The organism is Halobacillus sp. ABH2_015 (assembly GCF_056158945.1).
The window spans coordinates 2,674,934-2,694,469 of sequence record NZ_JBSWUG010000002.1 but is presented as its reverse complement, the minus strand read 5'-3'; the positions used below and the strand labels follow the sequence as shown (position 1 = coordinate 2,694,469).

The following is a 19,536-nucleotide window of genomic DNA, read 5'->3' as shown; positions in this document are numbered from 1 at the left end:
CAGCCTGTGGAAGATATAAAAATTATTCCTCCCTTATTGTTTGCTACAGTATAAGTAAGCGATAACAAGAGGAGGAAGCTTATGAAGATTCTAGCGATTACATCATGTCCCAACGGCATCGCCCATACGTACATGGCGGCAGAAAACCTGCAGAAGGCGGCCGATGCGATGGGCATCGATATAAAGATTGAAACCCAGGGGTCCATCGGGGTGGAAAATGAATTTACGCAGGCAGACATCGATGCAGCTGACGGGGTGATTATTGCGGCTGATAAAACAGTCAATAAAGAGCGGTTTGTCGGCAAGCCACTTGTAGCTGTCGGTGTCCAGCAGGGGATTAACACTCCTGAAAGATTGATTCAGCGGATTATTGATGGTCAGGCATCCGTCCATGAAGAAAGCGGTCAACGCTCCAATGAAGATGCTGGAAACGCATCCGGTGGGAAAGGGCAGAATGCCTTTTACCGCCACTTGATGAACGGGGTTTCCTACATGATTCCGTTTATCGTCATCGGAGGACTGTTGATTGCCATTTCGCTCACACTTGGCGGCACATCTACACCGGAAGGCATTCAAATTCCGGAAGATTCCTTCTGGAAGACGATTGAAAACATTGGTGCTGCATCGTTCAGCTTCATGGTACCGATCCTGGCTGGTTTTATCGCCATGAGTATTGCAGACCGTCCGGGTCTTGCGCCGGGGATGGTTGGCGGGTACATTGCCATGAACGGAAGCTTTTACGGCAGTGAAGCCGGAGCTGGCTTCCTTGGAGGAATCATAGCTGGTTTCCTTGCAGGTTACATTGCCCTGTGGATTAAGAAAATCAAAGTCCCGAGTGTTGTCCAGCCGATTATGCCGATCATTGTCATCCCGGTGCTTGCTTCCCTTGCCGTCGGATTGATTTTCGTAACGATCGTAGGTGCACCGGTCGCCCAGATTTTTGAGTCGTTGACAACGTGGCTGCAGGATATGCAGGGAACAAGCTCCATTCTGCTTGCTTTAATCTTAGGCGGCATGATTGCCTTTGATATGGGGGGACCTGTCAACAAGGTCGCCTTCCTGTTCGGATCAGCCATGATTGCAGAAGGAAACTATGAAATTATGGGTCCGATTGCCGTCGCGATCGCCGTTCCGCCGATCGGTATGGGGATCGCTACCTTCTTGAACCGCCGGAAGTTTGCGGCAACGGAAGTGGAAACAGGAAAGGCATCCTTTACGATGGGGCTTTTTGGAATTACAGAAGGAGCCATCCCATTTGCTGCGCAGGATCCCTTCCGTGTCATCCCGAGTAACATGATCGGTGCCATGGTCGGAGCTGTTATCGCCATGATGAGCGGAGTAGGTGACCGTGTTGCCCATGGCGGACCGATTGTCGGTGTGCTTGGAGCTGTGGATAACGTCCTCATGTTCTTCGTCGCCATTATCGTTGGTAGTTTTGTAACAGCGATTACCGTGAACCTTTTGAAAAAAGAAGCAGCTGTAGAACCTGCATTGGCGGGAGTGCCGACGCAGCCAGCAGCAGAGGAAACGGTGAAAGAGGAAAAACCGGCCGTGAAAGAACAGCCGCAGCCGGAAGAGGAAAACGCAGACCTTCATTCGCTCACGAATAAAAACCTGATCCAAGTGAACGTAAAGGCAGAATCAAAGGAACAGACCATTGATGAGTTGATTGATCTTCTAGCAGCAGAGAATGTCTTGACGTCCCGCACCGATGTTAAAGAGGCGATTTTACAACGCGAAGCGGAAGGATCCACAGGCATCGGAATGAACATAGCCATTCCGCATGCCAAATCGACCGCTGTGAAAGAACCACGAGTCGCCTTCGGAGTGAAAAGGGATGGTGTCGACTGGAACAGCCTTGATGGCACAGAAGCCAAGCTGATTTTCATGATTGTTGTACCGAAGGAAAGTGAAGGAACGCAGCACCTGAAAATTCTACAGATGCTGTCCAGAAAATTAATGGATGATCATTACAGGGAACAGCTTTTACAGGTCACATCAACCGATGAAGCCTATCAGTTATTAAAAGAAGTCAAATAAAAATCAGAGGGCCTGAGGCCCTCTGATTTTTATTTTGGATAAGAAACAATGGCTTTTGCCGTTCCTTCCAGTTTGAAGTTTTCCAACCCGTAAGGAAGAATAACATGATCGCCTTTTTTCAGGAGCTGTGTGTCTGTTCCTGTGAAAGTCACTTCGCCCTCCAGGATGGTAGCCAGCAGATAATCGGCCGGTTTACTGCTTTCATAGGCACCATTGAGATCGAGATGGAAGACTGTGAAAAAATCATTTTCCGTCAGAGTGGTAATCGAAAGGTCCTGGTCCTGCTTATAAGAAAAATCATTTTCCTGTTTTTCATCTGGAATTGTTGTGACCTCGACGGCTTTATCTAAATGAAGCTCACGCGTCTGATTCTGGTCATCCCGGCGGTCATAATCGTACACGCGGTAGGTGGTATCGGAGTTCTGCTGGGTTTCAAGAATCACAATACCTTCTCCAATGGCGTGAATCGTGCCGGCGGGGACGAAGAAGAAATCGCCTGGTTTGACAGGTACGCGGCGCAGAAGCCCATCCCAGTCTCCTTTTTCAATATAATCCTCAAGCTCCCCGCGCGTTTTTGCATGGTGACCGAGAACGATTTCAGAGTCTTCCTTACAGTCCACAATGTACCAGCACTCTGTTTTTCCATAGGCTTCATTATCTTCAAGTACATGGGCCTGGGCGTCATTGGGGTGCACCTGCACAGATAGATCATCATTGGCATCCAGAAGCTTAATCAAGAGCGGGAAGGCCTTCTCATCGTTGTCTTCATTGAACAATTCTTTTTTATGTTCCTTCCAGGCGTCCATCAGTGTCCAGCCTGCCAACGGTCCGTTCGTAATCGTGGAGGATCCGCTCGGATGGGAGGCGATTCCCCAGCATTCACCTGTGTGGTCACTTGGAATATCGTAATCAAAATTCGTATGTAGAGAACTGCCGCCCCACACTTTTTCCTTAAAGATCGGGGATAGTCGTATTAAATCTGTATACATAGCCAAACTCCTTTATCTGTGTGATAGAGTAAACCGCTTACGTAAATCGACTAAATTATATCAAATATTTCCTTGTAGAGACAGGCTTTTGAAAAAGAGTGAAACGAAAAAGAGTCTTCATCGTATAGGAAGATAAAGGAAAATAGTGAAGGAGTGTCTGCCTTATGCAAGTGACGATGGAACCCCCATTACAGCGGTTATCCAAGGACAGTATAAAAGTGTGGATATGGAAGGAAATTATTGAGAATATCATCGGAACAGTTGTGCTGGTCCTCTTGTTTATTCTGGACCGCGTGTTTTCCTGGCCGGTCTGGACCGGGTGGGTTCTGTACGGTCTTGTTGGTTTAACAGCAGCAGGGATGGTCTGGGCTTTTTTTAAAGTGAACTTATTACATAAGCACTGGCGGTACGGAATGAATGAAGACTTCCTTTATTTAAGGTCAGGGGCCTTAAAAGAAGAATACAAGGTCATTCCGATGACGAAGATCCAGTCTGTTTCTACGAATGAAGGACCTCTGCTGAAAAAATATGACCTCTCTTCTGTGGAAGTCAGTACCATTGGACGCATGCACGTCATTCCTGCTCTACCTAAGGCAGAGGCAGAAAAACTGCGGCAGCAGATTGCTCTATACTCCAATGTAGAGGAGGAAGATGAATGATAGGGAAAGGTAGAAGCAGATATCATCCGAAGGCCATGCTTCATGATTACATCCATCTGATCAAGACGAGTGTCCCTTTGTTTTTTCTGTTTTTTGTATTAAAGGTGGATTCAAGCGCATGGTTGTTCACCTATGGCCGGTATGTCCTGCCAGCAGCTGTTACCTTTTCCGCTCTCTATATTCCGGTCAAGTGGTATGCAAAAACGTATGAGATTCTCCCTTCGGCAATTGTTGTATCATCGAAACTTCTTACAACATCGACAAGTACGATTCCTTATTCAAAAATTCAGCAGGTGAAAAGAAAGACGACATGGGTGCATCGGTTGACCGGAATGACCTCCCTTACTTTGGAAACAAGTTCAGAAGGTCGTGACGGCACCATCCGATTTGATGTTTTAAGACCATCGGAGGCGTTATCCATTGAACAGCACGTACAGCAGGAACAAGCAGCTGTTGAATTTGAAACGTCCCAAGGAGAGGGGGTTTTTTCCGAGGATCTCAGTCATCAGGAGGAAATAGAGCGAGTGGAATCGGAAGAACCCGCTGGGCAACCGGTGCCGAGGGGATCGACTGGGGAGAAAACAATTCATTATACACCGACGAAGAAGGATATCATGAAGGCCTCCCTTGTGTCTCTCAGTTTTCTTACGGTTGTGCCGTTTGCAGGGTCGTGGCTTTCCAATGCGGAGGATCTGCATTTTGAAAACCAGGTGAACGGGCTGTTCGAGAGCATTTTATCGTCGATCTGGATGATTACAGGAGCGCTTGCCTTCCTGGCCGCTGCAGGATTTGTAATTGGAATCGTACGTACATATAAGAAGTATGGGAAGTTTGAATTGGCTTCAACATCAGAAAGGATCTTGATAACAAAAGGAGCCTGGGAGCAGGATTACCTTTCTGTGGAGAAGGAAAACGTGCAGGCCGTCTTAATTGAGCAGTCCCTCATGAAACGGCTTCTCGGTTTTGCTTCATTAAAACTGGTCATTGCCGGTGAAAAGGAAGGGGAGGAAGTAACATCCCTGTATCCATTTCTACCACTGAAGCGTGCCTATAGTCTCGTTCATGAAATGCTTCCGAAATATCGTGTGCTCAAGAATATGGAAAAGCTGCCCCGTCAGTCCCTTTATATCCGTCTGCTTCGTCCCAGCTGGTTATGGATAGCAGCAACGGCGGGGTTGTATATCTTTAAACCAGCGCCTTTTCATATCGATCTGCCGTGGTGGGCGTTCTCAACAGGTCTTTTCATTGTCATTATCCTGTCCCGCATCCAAGGGTATCTTCACACCCGTTTCCAAATGGATGACACGTTCATCCAAACCCAGACAGGCGGATTCACAAAGACGCTGTATCTTTCTAAGCGAAGTAAAGTGATCGAAGTGGAAGTATCCCGGGACTATTTCCAGCAGAAATCAGGGCTCGCTTCGCTTACCTTAATCAACCGTGCTGCCCCTGTGCGTGAAACGGTCGTGCAAGATGTGCCGGCAGCATTCGCTGAACGTTTGAAGGTATGGTATACCCATAGAGATCATAAAAGAAGAGCTTCTTAAAAAAAGCCCCCTGCTTTTATAACAGGGGGCTTGTCCTTATTTGCGTGTTCTACGCGCGTAGGGATAAATTGGATCCTTCAATTGGAATTCATAGGTCTCACCATCGACGATACCGACGACTTTGTCGCTGTCATACAGGTCGAGCATGAACTGGGCCATTTCTTTTGCTGTGTGGAACTGTGGAATATTTCCTTCATAGTCGAAGTTTTCGGTGTCCATGGAACGGTCGGCGAATTCGGTTTCTGTTGCAGCCGGTGCAAGGACTTTTGCCTGCATCTTCGCTCCTTTGTCCTCAAGCTCCTGCGCCATACCTTCTGTGAAGGCACTTACGAAGAATTTCGTTGCACAATAGGTCACAGCATCCGCTACAATCGTATAGCCTCCGCCGGAAGAAACGTTGATCAGCTGCGTTCCTTCGACATCTGCATAATCCCGGGCATACAAGGATGAAAGAATCGTAAGGGCTTCGTTGTTCAAGCGGAGCATGGATTCAATTTTAGGAAGCTTCTGTTCTCCAACCGCTGCAAAGTTTCCAAAGCCGGCATTGTTGATGAAGGTCTCAATGTCGAGGTCTTTCAGGCTTTCATAAAAGCTGTAAACATTTTCTGAAATGGATAAGTCAACTTCACGGATAATCACATCCAAATCCGGGTTGATGTCATGGACTTCTTTTTTCAACTGTTCCAGCTGCTCTGTTCTGCGGGCGGCGATGACGAGGTTTTTTCCTCGTCCTGCGAAAACCAGTGCCGATTCATAACCAATACCTGAGCTTGCTCCTGTAATGACCGTATATTTCATGATTGATCCCTCCAATAATTTTAGTACACTGTTATTGTAGACCTTAGAGAGAACTCTAAGTCAAATCATAACTGTAAAGGTGGAGGAAGCCGATGTATACCATCAGTGAAACGGCCGAAAAACTCGGCATGAGTGCTCATACTCTACGCTACTATGAAAAAGAAGGCATTATTGCCCCGCATCGAAATGAAGCAGGAGTCAGGGAATTCGATGAGCAGCACATCCTATGGCTGCAGTTCGTAAAAAAAATGCGTGAAACACAGATGCCTGTGACGCAGATCAAAGAATATACCAAGCTGTTTCAGGAAGGTGAGCACACAGCCGGAGACAGGCTGAAGCTTCTTGAAGAACATCAGCAGTACATTAAGAGCCAGATTGAAACCTTAAAGGCGACGGATGACATGCTGACGAAAAAGGTTGCCGCTTATAAGGAAGCGATGAAAGGTGTATTGAATTAATGTTGTAAGCAGGTCCGGCAAATGCCGGATTTTTTTAATCACTATTGTAAAGGTTCCTTGACGTTAAGTTCCCTTTACAATAAAATGGGGATAATTGGAGGTGGAGGTGTGGAAAACCGGCTGGCTGAATTTAGAAAAAAACATGGATGGTCACAGGACAAACTCGCAGAAAAGCTTCATGTGTCGAGACAGACGATTATTTCCATAGAAAAAAACAGGTATTCTCCTTCCCTCCCTCTCGCTTTTGAGATCTCGCGAACGTTTGGTGTTTCTATTGAAGATATTTTCATTTACCGCGAAGGAGGACGAGAATAATGGATCATTATCCAAGGACATTCATCGTTTTAGGATCACTGCTCGGGGCTATGGGACTTTCTTTACTGATCATTGGACTGCTGGCTGACGGGGCTGTACAGGGGCATTCTTTTTCGATGCTCTCTTTATCGGTGCTTGCCTTCTGCATGAGTTATTTGTACCCACAGTTTAAGCAGAAGGATGAACGGATGAAGTCCATTCGTCAGAAAGCTGTTTCTTATGCCTTTACGGCCGGCATCGGGTATATGTTAGTCTTTTCCCTTTTAGCTGAGATGAATGTCCTGACGATGGACGTGTCCAGCGTTCTTTCGCTGATTATTGCCTTGAGTATGACGACCTTGTTCCTGCTGCTTGTTTTCCTGGCACGTAAATATTGAAGCAAAAGGAGAGGATCTCATGAGCTGGTTTTTTCCTGTTGTGTTTTTAATCACATTTGGCATCAGCTATTATATTTTGAAAAAGGAAACGACGAATGGATCTCTATCAAAAAAAGGCTTCTACCAAATCACAGTTTTCCTGCTTTTTATTTTCCTCTTGGCGTTCAGTGTCGCTGCCTGGGGAGCATGATCATTTTTCCCGGACCGGCACACGTGGATTCCGCTTCTTTTGTGTAAGACAGCTTACACTTCTGAGCGCAGTGGTAGTGGATCGATCTCTCCCGTGTTACATTGGATTTGTCTTCAAGAGAAGACCCAAGACCACGAAAAAGGTGTTGGTATGATCAAGTGGATGTTGTCCAAGATCACGAAGAAAGCCCATGCTTCGCAAAAGCTGACTCAGAGAGGATCGGAGAAAGAAGACCAGCTCCAGGCTTCTCTAAAAGTAGAAGGCTGTGTTCGTGGTTGTGATCCAGGCTGGTGCTGCCCCGGTTAAACCAGGAAAGTGTAAGCTGTCTTATGAATGTGAAGCAGGAATGTTGCACAGATTTGATACAACTGATATATTTTTCTGTACCAACCGGTTGGTCTAACTATCACTTATAAAAAAAGAAAGATTCGAGAGGAGAATGATCCATGGCTAAAATGAACGAAAAAATCACAGCAGTATCTAAAGGTATGAAAACAGAAGGTGTTTCCGGAGAGCATAAGGTTGTCATTGATGAACCTGCAAAAATGGGAGGAACCGACGAAGGTGCCAACCCACTTGCAACCCTTCTTGTATCTCTTGCAGGGTGTGAAAACGCGATTGCAAACTTCGTAGCCAAAGAAATGGAGTTCGATCTTCAAGGCATCGATTTCGAAATTGACGGAGAACTGGATCCCCGCGGTATGATGGGAGAAGAAGGCGTCCGCCCTTACTTCCAGAAAATCACCGTAAACGCGACTGTTCACACAAGTGAATCAGAAGAGCGTCTGGCTCAATTCCAAGAAACGATTGATTCCCGCTGCCCTGTGTATACAACACTAAAAGCGGCTGACGTTGAAATGATCCCGAACTGGGTTAAAGCATAAATATTTTTCCAACACCCTTTAAGTGTCATCTTAAAGGGTGTTTATTTTTGTAAGGCGGGTTACAGGTGGAGACAGACCGTCCCTGTATACTGAAGGCTTGGGAGAAAGGGACATACCTTTTCAAGAAAGGCATTTTTATTGAATGCATCGGAAAGTCCTGTTACTGTTTAAAGGCTTATTCAGAATGAAAAAGGAGGGACAAGTGTATGAAGCAGTTATTCTTATATGTGTTCGGTATACTCATCTCGAGCCTGGGCATTGCGTTTTTTATTAAAGCGGATGTTGGGGTTGGCACGACAGACAGTGTCGCGGTAGGCTTGTCCTCCCATATACCAATTAGTGTAGGTGTAGGAATGATGACAGTCCATGTAACGGTAATTCTTTTAAATAGTATTCTTGGAAAGACGATCCCATCCTTATTTGTATTTATTCCAATTGTTCTGAGAGGGGTAACCCTCGACTTGTGGAATTTCCTTCTTATAGATTTCCAGCTGGAGTCGCTCGCCTTAAGATGGGGACTCTTATTCGTTGGAATTGCTTTCATGGGAATTGGCATTGGCTCATATCTGCACACGAATCTCCCTAAAATCCCTGTTGATGAACTTATGCAAACATTGATGAAGAAAGATGGACTCTCTCTTAGAGTAAACCGAAATCTCTATGAATTTTCCTTGCTTGTCATCGGGTTCCTGCTTGGGGGGCCAATTGGAATCGGAACGTTCGTTATCTCGTTCTTACTAGGTCCATCCATTCAATTCTTCTATGAACGATGGAATGATCTGCTATCACCTACAAATGAACGACAATACGCAAGTACTTCCTAACTGCTGAAGAGTCAATTCTAATGAGAATTGACTTTTTCTTTAGAAACAGAACGGACTCCATTTCAAAGGGATAAGAGTGTTAAGGCAATTATACCTCCATGGAGAGTGTAGTTCTTCATGGAAGTCCTACCTATGCTTCAAGACAAGAGGGGCGTTCGTTATTTAAAATCCCAACACACAAAAAAGCTTCCATTAAATTGGAAGCTTTTTGCTATGCATATCATTATGAACTTAGCAGGGGGATTTTTTAAATCTAGTTTTCCAGTCATATACCGCATTCATTTTCTTTTAATGTTATAGATTTCAACGAAGAAAAGATCCGAATTTTTCTATGATCTGTCATGGCGGAAGTCTGCTCTAGGCTGTCCGTAAAGAAGATCCTGCGATAGAGATAGCTCCAAATACTGCGAACGTCACAGCATAACCAACCCATTCAATCATACTGCCTGCAAGGATAGACCCTATCACTTGGCCAAAGGAAAGCATAATGAAAGGTAAACCTATACCTAAAGAAGCATTACTCTCAAATACACGGATTCCCCAGACGATAAGCAAGCCACATATAAACAAGTTAGAGGTGCCGAATAACGCAGCTGCTCCTAATATCATAGGAATGCTGTCAGATGCCCAGGTGAGTAGAAACGAAGCTCCTCCCATCATCATAGCAAATAGGGTATAACTGGATTGGAGCCCGATCCGTTCGATAACGGTGCCGCCTAAACCACTGGTTATACCGAAGAGTCCGATCGTGACCCAGAATAGAGATAATACGAGGGTACTGAATTCACCGCTGCTTTCTATGAAACTCCTGGAGAAAGTCCAAAAACATGCACTTGAAATCCCCATTAGAACAGCCGCGGTGATGATCGATGTAGCTCCTTTTAATCCTTTTGCCGATAATATCCCGCGTTGAACCTTTAAGGAATCGTCAGGTTTTGGGATAATCCGATAATTCCACCATAAAACGAGTAAAGCAATAAGAGCATAGAGTAAGTAAGTGTATCGCCAATGAAGCGGCAGCAGAAGGGCGCCAACTCCTGTGGCGACGATACCTAGACTAGTACCGGAGTTTATCCATGTATTGGCTTTTCCTTGTAAGGGTACCTTTATCCAATGAGCAATAGCTGATCCGTACGGAGGAGACACGAGCCCTGTACTTCCCCCGGCCAGGAGAACGCCTGCCGCAAGCATCCATTCGTTTAAGGAAGCGCTGATCATCAGCATACCACTAACAGCAAAACCACCCGCCAGCATAATCATAGGTTTAGGCCCTTTATTAGTTGTCAGGACAGTAGAATAAACAATGGTAAAACAAAAGGCAAGGTAAAATAGAGAAGAAATGATACCGGAAAGTGTATCGGACATTTGAAAGGAATGGGAAATGTTGGGGAGCAACAATCCGAAACTGTACCTTGCTAATCCATAAGTTACTGCAATCATAGTTACGCCTGGAAAGACGAGTCTCGTGAAATTCATAAGCTGTGATACTCCTTTGTTTCTATACTTTAGATAGAACGTTCTTTCTATCTAAGTTACAAGTATTGATCCAGACAAGCTGTATGTTTTTACCATGGACTCTTCTTTATGGGGCAAGGATTTACTTATAGAAAAAACGGTATCCGAAAGGATGCCGTTTACGTTAGGAAATGGGATTGAAGAGCTTTTGTCATGGTAACTGCATGATCAGTGGCTTGTGTAGGATCTGTAATCTGGGCCATGGATGTAGCCCCTTCAATAATAAGAAGAAATTCATAAGCAAAGTTCTTCTCATCTTTGATATTGCTGTGAATGGCAAGTGTCTCGAAATACTCAAGGACTCTTGATTTATGCTTTTTGGCAATATCTGCTATGTTCTTGTCTGTATCCTGATATACTTCAATGGCACGCAGGAACATACAACCTTGAGGGGATACTTCTTTTAAGAATGCTCCATGTAATTGGGCAATCCGTACAAATGTCTCGTTAGAATAGTCCTCGGATGCAGAACAAATGTATGCCCAGTACCGCTCTTCACGGTTTTTGACAGCCTCTTCTACAAGCTTGTTCTTAGAGGAAAAGTGATTATACAACGTCATCGTCGCAACATTTGCTTCATCAACAATTTGTTTTAAACCAACTCCATGAAATCCATAAGTATAGAAGAGTTGTTCGGCAGTATTTAATACTTGTTTGCGCTTCTCACTCAATGGTTAAGCAAACCTCCTTTAGATAGAACGTTCATTCTATTGTCAACGTAGCATCTATAATAGTAGAAGTCAAAGTAAACAGGAGCGGTTTCCTGATTTCTATGGGTTTCTATTTAGAATTAAGCGATCAGAGCTGGCTCTATATCTAAAAAGGCAAGGTAAGAATGCTTCAATGTAAAAACTAACCATTCCTTCATCCTTTTCTAATACATCCACATTTTCGAAGCCGATTGTAACAGTCTGTAGAAACAGTTCGTCATAGTATGTCATGTTGAGAGGGCACGTTCCGCTTATCGGTGGATGCCTGCCGCGGGAACGGCCTCTGCTGACTTGGTCAAGAAGACCACTGGACCAAGTGGATCTTCGGCTCGCGCTGTGTCACCACCAAACGCTCCTCGTGACGACGTTAGAATTATAGAGGAAAGAGATTGTGCCCTATGCAGATTCGCAGATTCAAAAGAACGGCACGGGCTGCGTTACTGTCGCTTGCGCGGAAAAGAGAATGTGCGCGAACAAGCGTTACTGACGGCGGCCTGCCAAAACATGAAAAAGATTGCCCTTCACCTATCCAGGGTGAGATAGGTGAAGGAGAGTCTTTTTCGGTGAAGGGCGGGCGAATACCAGGAGACTCCTGCGGAAAAACGGGCGACCCGAGACCCCGCAGTGTGGGTTTTCACGAGGAGGATCGGGCGTTCGTCCGCGGAAAGCGAGTGGTATTCGACCGCACGAACTGCACAAAAAAACTTGCAGAAAAACATGGGGTTTCTCTACAAGCTGATGACAGCCATAGGGCTGTCGTTTTTCTTGTTTTAATCTAAAACTGTACTTCTTATTTTACTTATCCTCTAAATCTACCTTCAGGGCTTCTGCCATAATTTTAGGAAGATCGGTGTTGTCGATCAGGCCGCTGAAGGAATTGGACTGAGGTCCGTAGGCATAAACTGGAATGTCTACACCTGTATGTCCAGTACTGGTCCATCCCACAAGGGCTTTATCACTCACATATTGGTTAATGGCAAGTTTTTGATCTTCAGATTCCTGGATTTTTTGAACATCTTCTTCGGACAAGTCAAATGGTGTATGACTCTCTACGACTTCTTCAACGTTGGAACGATTTTCGTTTAATTCTTCAGCCATGAATGCACCTGTTGCTGTAACCTTTTTTACAAGCTCCGGCCTGGTGTCATACTCGCCATTAGATCCAACGGTCATACCGCCGGTTTCATGGTCACCGGCTATGACTACGAGAGTGTTTCCATCTTCTTCAGCAAATTCCATGGCCTTTTCCACTGCTTGTTCAAATGCTGCTGTATCCTTGAATGCCCAAGTGGGATCATTATCGTGGCCTGCCCAGTCAATTTGGCTGCCTTCAACCATTAGGAAGAACCCATCCTTGTCTTTCTCAAGGAGGTCAATTGCACGTTCGGTCATTTCTGAGAGACTTGGCTGTTCTGTATTTTCACGCTCCAGTTCGGGTTTTAAGGGGCCGTCTGCAAATAAACCTAGAAGCTTTTCCCCTTCTTCTACATCAATATCCTTGCCTTCCATTAAATCGCTGCGCGTTTCCACGTTTTTATAACCTGCTTCCTCCGCTTGCTCTAATAGATTCTCACCTTGCTGTTCGCCGCCTTCAGACGCTGGGAGGAAGAAATCTTTACCTCCACCAAGCATAACATCGACATCGTTATCCAGCATTTGCCTGGCGATTTCAGGCTGATGATCACGTGACTTTACATGGGAGGCAAATGCAGCGGGGGTCGCATGGGTAATCGTAGATGTTGCAACTAACCCTGTTGATTTCCCTTTGTCTTCTGAAGCCTCTAGGATTGTTTTCACTTTATTTCCGTCCTTATCTAAACCTATCGTACCATTGTTCGTTTTAACACTAGCTGCCATTGCTGTTCCGGCAGCAGCGGAGTCGGTTACCCTGGAATCATCTGAATAGGTTTTGTGCAGACCTTTCAAATGTTTATCCCAAACGGCATCTTCCCCCTTATACCATCGGTAGCTTGTAGCGTAATCCGTGTTAAAACCATCAGGAATCATAAAAATCACGTTGTCGACTTTTTCCTGGGGAGGACCCGCTTGGTCGAGGGTTTCTTTTCCGTCCCCTTCCTGCGCATCAGGTTGTTGAACACAGCCAACTCCTGCGCCCAAAATCAAACTTGCACTCATGATAAAAACACCGGCTTTTTTAAACATATGTACACGCCCTTTACTGATGTGATGCATCAACAGTATACCAAGTCCATTCTTCGTTAATTTTAACGAAGGATGAAATTCATTTAAAAATTTCATGTGATGTGTAAATATCAGACATCTTTTGCGCAGGGATTAATCCCTGCACAAAATGTTTTTCTTCCTTTTAGCAGTTCTTATTGTTAGTAATATCAAGACTGAACTTTACCTAGGTGCAGACTTTGGAAGGAATGCTATAGGAGGAAGTAGTGGAGGGATTTTGTAAGTATTACAGGGTAATCTCCATGAGCAGCGCATTCATACAAGCGCATGGGCCTCTTGCAGATTTTTTACAAGGCAGGAGAAAAATAAAACACTCTTAGGAGGAGCGCCCGGTTGTTTATTTTGTTTACGGATAGATGCTATCCTGTGTTTGAATAGTTCCTGAACGTGTCTTAGTAACCCTTCTATAATGTTTCAAGATGAATGAGATACTTATCGGAGATTTGGTTGCAATTTCTAGTTGGGCATAGGTTTGATATGATTGAATGACTATTTATTGTTCATGAGCCATTGGTCAGATAAAGGTACTCGCTAAACTAAGGATTAAATGGAAGAAGTGTTCCAATGAAGAGTTTTTGTAAATACCCCTTGATCATCATTTACATGTTTTTGTTTAGTTATCCAGCAAGTATTTTTGAAGTTCCAAAGAATATCTATTACATACTCATCGGGTTTCCATTACTATTGGGAGGTGTTTTGTTCATACATTTTTTATTTGAAAGGAACTCCTGACTCCATATACATAGGTTGAACATGTTTTTTTCTGTCCTGAGGGGGGGGTTTTAAATGTGGATCCTATTTGCCGTTATATCGATAGTGGCAACAATCATCAACGTATACCTGTATATAGCAGGAAAGGAATATAAGTTTGCTATGGCAGTTGGGTTGTCTTTCACTTCACTAACCCTCTGCGCTGAATACAGTCTTGTATCCCGGTGGGTGGCAGCGGAAGACTGGGCTGCTTTATTAGATGTCGTGCCCGGGATGAAAGAGGCGTTGTGGTCTTTGACAATTGTTTCTATCATACTGAATACAGCACCTGTACTGTTGGAAATGAAAAGGAAAACATAACCTCTTTCCTATCCCTCTTTTAAATGGAAATAGGAAACATTAGTGGCATCTGCCCGATATGAAAAGAGGAACTTCCGAATGGGGGAGTTCCTCTTTTTATTTGAACATCCGCACCGAATGGAATAAAAGGGAATTATTCAGCTTCAAGAGTTTCCATGCAGCAATTCCTCTGTTTTATCCGCATCGATGGAAAGATAGCGGACTTTTTTTATATACCCGTCTTTTTTCAATTGACTCATCATCGCACTGGTCGTCTCTCTGGTGGCTCCGATCATGTTGGCGAGATCCTGGTGGGTGAGTTTCATTTCGATGGTCTGCCAGTTTTTCTTCCGGCGGCCGGTTTTCTGACTCAGCATGAGCAGCAGGTAAAGGAGCCGCTGCTTCACATCACTGAGGGCGATTTTTTCACTCAGGCTGTAAACATCCTTCAATCGTGAGGAGAGAATGTCGATCAGTTTCAGGGCTACGTGCGGATTCTCCTTGATGAAGCTTTCATAGTCCTCATGGCTGAGCGTACAGAGATACGTGTCGGTCATAGCTTCTGCATAGGTTTGATCATCCGTCAGACTGATGGTGGAGGTTTCTCCGAAAATGTTGCCGTCTACTAATATATCCACCGTAAACTGGCGGCCGTCTTCGTTCATGCGGTACAAGCGCACCTGTCCCTTCTTCAAAAGGAAAAGCACGTCCATAGGGTGATCAGGAGAAACAATCACCGTTCCTTTTTTTACGGGGCTCATTTCACTCATTTGATCAATACTCATTAATTCATCCTTGGATAGTTCTTCAAACAAACTGATCTGGGAAAGCAGGGTCAGCTTATCCATTCGTGTTCACCTCATATCTTCCCTGAAATTGAATCATGGTTAAGACAGGGAAATCTTTCTCTATGATAGCAGGATGGCAGAGACCTGGGCAATGTGCGGATCAGAGCATTGTCTGTTGTCCTGCAGGCGTGTTATTATTATACAACTTGACCAACTGGTTGGTATAACTGCAGGAAGGTGAGGCAGATGAGTGAAAAAAAACAACAAATCATAGGGGCAGCCGCTAAGCTGATTCATGCGAAAGGCTATGAGTCGACAAAGCTGAGTGACATTTTGGCAGCGTGCGGGATCGGCAAAGGCCAGTTTTATCATTATTTTACTTCGAAAAGAGAGCTTGGGCTGGCCATAGTCGATCATTATGTGCAGATGTGGCAGGACGAGCTGATTGAAGGCATTCTAAAATCCGGCCGATCCCCAGCGAGGAAAATGGAAGAAATGCTTCAGTGGGCGATTCAGTTTCATGAAACGCCTGAAAAGCTTCACGGTTGTCCGTTTGGAAATCTTGCGCTCGAGATGAGTGAGCATGATGAAGATTTCCGTGTGAAAATCAACCGTATTTTCTCTGACTGGATTGAAGAGCTGACACAGGTGATTGAAGCTCTTCAAGGTGAAAAGCAGGCAAGACAGAAAGCGCGGATGGTTGTCGCTCAGATTGAAGGGGCGATTCTTCTTATGAAGAACAATCAGGACTCCGAGGTTCTCCTTGATATTATTGAAGGCATCCGGCAGGAATATATCAGCAGCTCATAGAGGCTGCGGGTCTCTTTTTAATACATGGAAAATGGGAAACGCCCCCCTCCATGGTTCTTTCGCGATGGAAAAAGGCATACACTTTTCCATGAACCAGATGACAATGATTCTCAAATTCATTGACACACTATACGTAAGCCCATACACTAGATAGTAGGAAAATGATAGTTTTCTAAAAAATTCAACATCTATATATATGAATGAACACGAAGACCTATCTGAACGTTGAATGAGGTCTTTAGATAAAGTAGACGGTGTAAAGGTTTAGTGAGAAAAAAAGGAGAGGTCAGGTCATGGATACCTTATTGGCAAACAATCTCACACTTGGATATGGGGACTCGGTCATTATTGACTCTCTTGATGTGAAAATACCGAAAGGGAAAGTGACGGTCCTGATCGGAGGGAATGGTTGTGGGAAATCGACACTTCTCCGTTCCATGGCACGGCTGTTAAAGCCGAAATCCGGTCAGGTGGTACTCGATCAGAAGGATATTTCCAAAATGAGGACGAAGGACGTGGCCAAGAAGATGGCCATTCTTCCACAAAGTCCAACGACCCCTGAAGGATTAACTGTGTACCAGCTTGTGAAGCAGGGGCGTTATCCTTATCAGGGATTTGCTAAGCGCTGGTCGGATGATGACGAAGAAGCGGTTACGCGTGCGCTCAACGACACGAATCTTATGGAATTGAAGGACCGCTCTGTGGACTCCTTATCCGGAGGACAGCGGCAGCGTGCCTGGATTGCCATGACACTAGCTCAGGATACGGATACGCTCCTTCTTGATGAACCGACGACCTATCTGGATATGACCCATCAGATTGAAATTCTGGATCTTCTTTTCGATTTGAACCAGGATAATGGCCGGACGATTGTGATGGTTCTGCACGATATTAACCTGGCATGCCGGTATGCGGATCATATTATTGCAGTTAAGGATAAGACGGTTTATACACAGGGGCGTCCCGAGGATGTCGTGACCTGTGATATGATGCAGCATGTATTTGAAATGGTCTGTGATGTGAGGGAAGACCCTCTTTTCGGCACCCCGATGTGTATTCCACACGGAAAGGGACGTTGTCTGATTAAACAGGCACAGGCGGAAGCGCAGGCCCAGCAGAAACAAACCGTATAGATTTCAAAGCAGCCGGGAACGTCCGGCTGCTTTTTTTGTGGCTGTTTTTTCTTTGGAACAAGGGGATTAGTTCATTTGAATAGAAGTGTACAGAAGAGACAGTAAAACCTTAGATATATGGAAGATTCATGTATAGGAAACAGGGAGGAATTAGGTGAAACAGATAGAAGAAGCAGAAGGTATGGGAACTATGGAGGGCATCAGCGGTCAAATTCCCTATGATGATCTGCTTCCCATGTTGATGAACGGGATTTCTGATTTTATATTTTTAATGGACGTAGAAGGCCCTCGTCGTTTCAAATACCGGTATATGAACAAGTCAGCTGTAAAGGGTTCCCTGGCCGGTGGCGCAGTGTGGAAAGGAAAATACATAGAAGAAGTACTGGATGAGAATGCAGCACCATCACTTATTGACGCGTACGAGGAAGCCGTTCAGAAAAAGGGTCCGGTTACGTACGAAGATCAGATCATGGTGAACGGGAAGGTGTTCCGGAGTCATTCGGTTCTGACACCAACGCTGAACGAAGAGGGGGACGTGACACATATTCTGGCGGTGACGCGAAACCTTACTGAGGTGATGGAAAAGGAAGAGGCGCTTGGAAGTATGAATGCGGTATACAAATCGTTGATGACAAATACGACGGATGCCGTTATCATCCTGGGTACAGATGGGAGCGTACTGGATGTGAACAAGGCTTTTACGGAGCTTTACGGTTTTTCGAAAGAAGATCTATCTGGAAGCTCCTATCCGTTTGTGCCGGAAGAATTGAGTGATGAAGCATGTGAACTCGTCCAGCAGGCATTGGCAGGACGTGGAACATCGGCCTGGACAACAACCCGGAAATCACGGGATGGTTCGCTGCTGGATGTGGCTGTCAGTGTTTCCCGCATCCAGAATGAAGAAGGGGAAACCATCGGGGTCAGTTCGATCATCCGGAATGTGACAGAGGAGAAGAATGAGGAGCGGAGACGGGAAAGCAGTCGATCACGCTACCGTTCCTTGTTTGAACACAATCCTCAGGCCATTTTAACACTGACCTTCCGCGGTACTATAACCAAAGCGAATCCGGCCAGCCTTGAAATGCTTGAAAAAGAAGGACATGAGGTGCTGCATACGTCCTTTATGGAATTGATTTCCAAAGAACAGGAAGGCGCTGTGCGAAAGGAAATTCATGGTTCATTCTTCGACACCGGCGGTCAGTTCCGGACAGTTGTGGATGTAGGAGGAGAGGAGAAAATCCTCCAGATCTCTTTAGTCCCGATTATCATTCAGAACAAGAAAGAAGGCATCTATGCCATCTTGGATGACATTACGGAAAAAGAAAAAGCTTATGAAGGAATGCGCCAGAGTCAGGAAAGTTTCCGCTTGATCGCTAATTACTCCAATGATTTGATTTCTGTCTTCTCTCCCAAAGGCGCTCTGATCTACGCCTCGCCTTCCCAACAGGAGTTTTTCGGGGAAGATCCTATGAGCTGGTCCAGAGAAAGCCTGATGCAGAAGGTTGAACGTGGAGATCTGAGCCGTCTGACGGACCGTTTTATCAAGAGCTGCCGAACAAAAGAAGGATTCACCATTACAGTGAAGTTGACAAGCTTCAACGGTGAACCTGTCTGGTTTGAGTGCCGCGCAACCCCTGTCATTGATGATGATCATGAAGTCAGTCACATCGTCGTAGTGGCCCGGGACATATCGGAACAGAAAAGTTATGAAGAGAAGTTGGAGAGGTTCGCCTATTATGATTATTTAACTGGTCTTCCCAACCGTCTTCTTTTTGAGGAGAACGTATGGAAAGCTGTTGAAAAGGGGCAGCGGACAGGACAGGCGTTTGCGATTTTATATTTGGATGGCGACGGCTTCAAAGGCATCAACGATCAATATGGCCACGACATGGGTGATGAATTTCTAAGGGAGGTTGGAAAACGGCTCCGTTCCTGTATTCGAGGAGGCGACTCTGTGGCGAGAATCGGCGGGGATGAGTTTTCCGTCCTGGTTGAAGAACTGAAGGACCGCCGTCTGATTCGTGATGTATCGAATAGATTGTTAAATGAGCTTCGTGAACCTTACTATGTCAGAGGAATGGAAATTCGGACGTCTTTTTCCATCGGTGTGGCCTGCTTTCCGGAGGACGGGGAAACGCATGAAGGATTGTTCCGAGCTGCTGATACAGCCTTATACGAAGGTAAAAAGAAAGGGAAAAACCAAGTGCTGTTTTTTGAAGATCTATAGGAAAAGGAGTCCGTAATGGA

At 45.2% G+C, this 19,536-nt stretch carries 20 protein-coding genes and 1 pseudogene; 15 read left to right on the top strand and 6 right to left on the bottom strand.

Features of this window, described 5'->3' with window-relative positions:
* The first annotated feature begins 81 nt into the window (after window positions 1–81).
* The gene (locus ACXAD6_RS14275; protein ID WP_474969422.1) at window positions 82–2,040 is read left to right on the top strand and encodes a fructose-specific PTS transporter subunit EIIC; all 1,959 of its coding nucleotides are present in this window, start codon (window positions 82–84) and stop codon (window positions 2,038–2,040) included.
* A gap of 29 nt (window positions 2,041–2,069) precedes the next feature.
* On the opposite strand, the gene manA is transcribed toward ACXAD6_RS14275, so the two are convergent.
* A complete protein-coding gene (manA, locus tag ACXAD6_RS14270) occupies window positions 2,070–3,029 on the bottom strand; it encodes a mannose-6-phosphate isomerase, class I (protein ID WP_474969421.1) in 960 nt (319 codons plus the stop codon).
* A gap of 164 nt (window positions 3,030–3,193) precedes the next feature.
* Between manA and ACXAD6_RS14265 the strand changes: the two genes are divergently transcribed.
* Together ACXAD6_RS14265 and ACXAD6_RS14260 are read left to right on the top strand one after the other, a co-directional pair.
* Window positions 3,194–3,688 carry a PH domain-containing protein gene (locus ACXAD6_RS14265; protein WP_474969420.1) on the top strand — a complete coding sequence of 165 codons (495 nt, stop codon included), beginning with the start codon at window positions 3,194–3,196 and terminating at the stop codon, window positions 3,686–3,688.
* Window positions 3,685–5,235, top strand: a complete 1,551-nt coding sequence (locus ACXAD6_RS14260; RefSeq protein WP_474969419.1) for a PH domain-containing protein — start codon at window positions 3,685–3,687, stop codon at window positions 5,233–5,235. The genes ACXAD6_RS14265 and ACXAD6_RS14260 overlap by 4 nt, the downstream gene beginning before the upstream one ends.
* A 36-nt stretch (window positions 5,236–5,271) precedes the next feature.
* Here ACXAD6_RS14260 and ACXAD6_RS14255 read toward each other — a convergent pair whose 3' ends face one another.
* Window positions 5,272–6,033 (bottom strand): SDR family NAD(P)-dependent oxidoreductase, encoded by a 762-nt coding sequence (locus tag ACXAD6_RS14255; RefSeq protein WP_474969418.1) that lies wholly within the window; start codon window positions 6,031–6,033, stop codon window positions 5,272–5,274.
* A gap of 92 nt (window positions 6,034–6,125) precedes the next feature.
* Here ACXAD6_RS14255 and ACXAD6_RS14250 point away from each other — a divergent pair, with 92 nt between their 5' ends.
* From ACXAD6_RS14250 to ACXAD6_RS14220, 7 genes are all read left to right on the top strand, one after another.
* The gene (locus ACXAD6_RS14250; RefSeq protein WP_474969417.1) at window positions 6,126–6,491 is read left to right on the top strand and encodes a MerR family transcriptional regulator; all 366 of its coding nucleotides are present in this window, start codon (window positions 6,126–6,128) and stop codon (window positions 6,489–6,491) included.
* Between the two features lie 108 nt (window positions 6,492–6,599).
* Entirely contained in the window at window positions 6,600–6,806 is a 207-nt protein-coding gene (locus tag ACXAD6_RS14245) for a helix-turn-helix transcriptional regulator (RefSeq protein WP_027956271.1), read from the top strand.
* Complete coding sequence (locus ACXAD6_RS14240) at window positions 6,806–7,183, top strand: permease (protein ID WP_474969416.1); 378 nt, start codon at window positions 6,806–6,808, stop codon at window positions 7,181–7,183. The genes ACXAD6_RS14245 and ACXAD6_RS14240 overlap by 1 nt, the downstream gene beginning before the upstream one ends.
* Before the next feature lie 19 nt (window positions 7,184–7,202).
* Window positions 7,203–7,373 carry a hypothetical protein gene (locus ACXAD6_RS14235; RefSeq protein ID WP_474969415.1) on the top strand — a complete coding sequence of 57 codons (171 nt, stop codon included), beginning with the start codon at window positions 7,203–7,205 and terminating at the stop codon, window positions 7,371–7,373.
* A gap of 150 nt (window positions 7,374–7,523) precedes the next feature.
* Complete coding sequence (locus ACXAD6_RS14230) at window positions 7,524–7,679, top strand: hypothetical protein (protein WP_474969414.1); 156 nt, start codon at window positions 7,524–7,526, stop codon at window positions 7,677–7,679.
* Between the two features lie 140 nt (window positions 7,680–7,819).
* Window positions 7,820–8,257: an OsmC family protein gene (locus ACXAD6_RS14225; protein ID WP_206933477.1), complete on the top strand. Its 438-nt coding sequence runs from the start codon at window positions 7,820–7,822 to the stop codon at window positions 8,255–8,257.
* A gap of 206 nt (window positions 8,258–8,463) precedes the next feature.
* Window positions 8,464–9,081, top strand: a complete 618-nt coding sequence (locus ACXAD6_RS14220) for a YczE/YyaS/YitT family protein (RefSeq protein WP_474969413.1) — start codon at window positions 8,464–8,466, stop codon at window positions 9,079–9,081.
* 357 nt (window positions 9,082–9,438) lie between these two features.
* Here ACXAD6_RS14220 and ACXAD6_RS14215 read toward each other — a convergent pair whose 3' ends face one another.
* Together ACXAD6_RS14215 and ACXAD6_RS14210 are read right to left on the bottom strand one after the other, a co-directional pair.
* Window positions 9,439–10,521: an MFS transporter gene (locus ACXAD6_RS14215; RefSeq protein WP_474969412.1), complete on the bottom strand. Its 1,083-nt coding sequence runs from the start codon at window positions 10,519–10,521 to the stop codon at window positions 9,439–9,441.
* Window positions 10,522–10,715: 194 nt separating this feature from the next.
* Window positions 10,716–11,267, bottom strand: coding sequence for a TetR/AcrR family transcriptional regulator (locus tag ACXAD6_RS14210; protein ID WP_474969411.1), 552 nt, complete (start codon window positions 11,265–11,267; stop codon window positions 10,716–10,718).
* 444 nt (window positions 11,268–11,711) lie between these two features.
* Between ACXAD6_RS14210 and ACXAD6_RS14205 the strand changes: the two are divergent.
* Window positions 11,712–11,849: pseudogene (locus tag ACXAD6_RS14205) on the top strand (transposase); the annotation flags it as partial.
* Between the two features lie 252 nt (window positions 11,850–12,101).
* Here the strand turns inward: ACXAD6_RS14205 and ACXAD6_RS14200 are convergent.
* Window positions 12,102–13,565, bottom strand: a complete 1,464-nt coding sequence (locus ACXAD6_RS14200) for an alkaline phosphatase (protein WP_474969410.1) — start codon at window positions 13,563–13,565, stop codon at window positions 12,102–12,104.
* Between the two features lie 729 nt (window positions 13,566–14,294).
* Here ACXAD6_RS14200 and ACXAD6_RS14195 point away from each other — a divergent pair.
* Window positions 14,295–14,579 (top strand): hypothetical protein, encoded by a 285-nt coding sequence (locus tag ACXAD6_RS14195; RefSeq protein ID WP_474969409.1) that lies wholly within the window; start codon window positions 14,295–14,297, stop codon window positions 14,577–14,579.
* Between the two features lie 143 nt (window positions 14,580–14,722).
* Here the strand turns inward: ACXAD6_RS14195 and ACXAD6_RS14190 are convergent, their stop codons facing one another.
* A complete protein-coding gene (locus ACXAD6_RS14190; protein WP_474969408.1) occupies window positions 14,723–15,406 on the bottom strand; it encodes a Crp/Fnr family transcriptional regulator in 684 nt (227 codons plus the stop codon).
* 186 nt (window positions 15,407–15,592) lie between these two features.
* Between ACXAD6_RS14190 and ACXAD6_RS14185 the strand changes: the two genes are divergently transcribed.
* From ACXAD6_RS14185 to ACXAD6_RS14175, 3 genes are all read left to right on the top strand, one after another.
* Window positions 15,593–16,156 (top strand): TetR/AcrR family transcriptional regulator, encoded by a 564-nt coding sequence (locus tag ACXAD6_RS14185; RefSeq protein WP_474969407.1) that lies wholly within the window; start codon window positions 15,593–15,595, stop codon window positions 16,154–16,156.
* Between the two features lie 293 nt (window positions 16,157–16,449).
* The gene (locus ACXAD6_RS14180) at window positions 16,450–17,289 is read left to right on the top strand and encodes an ABC transporter ATP-binding protein (RefSeq protein WP_027956280.1); all 840 of its coding nucleotides are present in this window, start codon (window positions 16,450–16,452) and stop codon (window positions 17,287–17,289) included.
* A 154-nt stretch (window positions 17,290–17,443) separates the two neighbouring features.
* On the top strand, window positions 17,444–19,516 hold the full coding sequence (locus ACXAD6_RS14175; protein ID WP_474969406.1) for a PAS domain S-box protein: 2,073 nt from the start codon (window positions 17,444–17,446) through the stop codon (window positions 19,514–19,516).
* The last annotated feature ends 20 nt before the right edge of the window (window positions 19,517–19,536 follow it).

Bases quoted from the DNA above. Each gene is read 5' to 3' on its own strand.
- ACXAD6_RS14275 (WP_474969422.1), top strand. From the start codon at position 82: ATGAAGATTCTAGCGATTACATCATGTCCCAACGGCATCGCCCATACG.
- manA (WP_474969421.1), bottom strand. From the start codon at position 3,029: ATGTATACAGATTTAATACGACTATCCCCGATCTTTAAGGAAAAAGTG.
- ACXAD6_RS14265 (WP_474969420.1), top strand. From the start codon at position 3,194: ATGCAAGTGACGATGGAACCCCCATTACAGCGGTTATCCAAGGACAGT.
- ACXAD6_RS14260 (WP_474969419.1), top strand. From the start codon at position 3,685: ATGATAGGGAAAGGTAGAAGCAGATATCATCCGAAGGCCATGCTTCAT.
- ACXAD6_RS14255 (WP_474969418.1), bottom strand. From the start codon at position 6,033: ATGAAATATACGGTCATTACAGGAGCAAGCTCAGGTATTGGTTATGAA.
- ACXAD6_RS14250 (WP_474969417.1), top strand. From the start codon at position 6,126: ATGTATACCATCAGTGAAACGGCCGAAAAACTCGGCATGAGTGCTCAT.
- ACXAD6_RS14240 (WP_474969416.1), top strand. From the start codon at position 6,806: ATGGATCATTATCCAAGGACATTCATCGTTTTAGGATCACTGCTCGGG.
- ACXAD6_RS14235 (WP_474969415.1), top strand. From the start codon at position 7,203: ATGAGCTGGTTTTTTCCTGTTGTGTTTTTAATCACATTTGGCATCAGC.
- ACXAD6_RS14230 (WP_474969414.1), top strand. From the start codon at position 7,524: ATGATCAAGTGGATGTTGTCCAAGATCACGAAGAAAGCCCATGCTTCG.
- ACXAD6_RS14225 (WP_206933477.1), top strand. From the start codon at position 7,820: ATGGCTAAAATGAACGAAAAAATCACAGCAGTATCTAAAGGTATGAAA.
- ACXAD6_RS14220 (WP_474969413.1), top strand. From the start codon at position 8,464: ATGAAGCAGTTATTCTTATATGTGTTCGGTATACTCATCTCGAGCCTG.
- ACXAD6_RS14215 (WP_474969412.1), bottom strand. From the start codon at position 10,521: ATGATTGCAGTAACTTATGGATTAGCAAGGTACAGTTTCGGATTGTTG.
- ACXAD6_RS14200 (WP_474969410.1), bottom strand. From the start codon at position 13,565: ATGAAATTTTTAAATGAATTTCATCCTTCGTTAAAATTAACGAAGAAT.
- ACXAD6_RS14195 (WP_474969409.1), top strand. From the start codon at position 14,295: ATGTGGATCCTATTTGCCGTTATATCGATAGTGGCAACAATCATCAAC.
- ACXAD6_RS14190 (WP_474969408.1), bottom strand. From the start codon at position 15,406: ATGGATAAGCTGACCCTGCTTTCCCAGATCAGTTTGTTTGAAGAACTA.
- ACXAD6_RS14185 (WP_474969407.1), top strand. From the start codon at position 15,593: ATGAGTGAAAAAAAACAACAAATCATAGGGGCAGCCGCTAAGCTGATT.
- ACXAD6_RS14180 (WP_027956280.1), top strand. From the start codon at position 16,450: ATGGATACCTTATTGGCAAACAATCTCACACTTGGATATGGGGACTCG.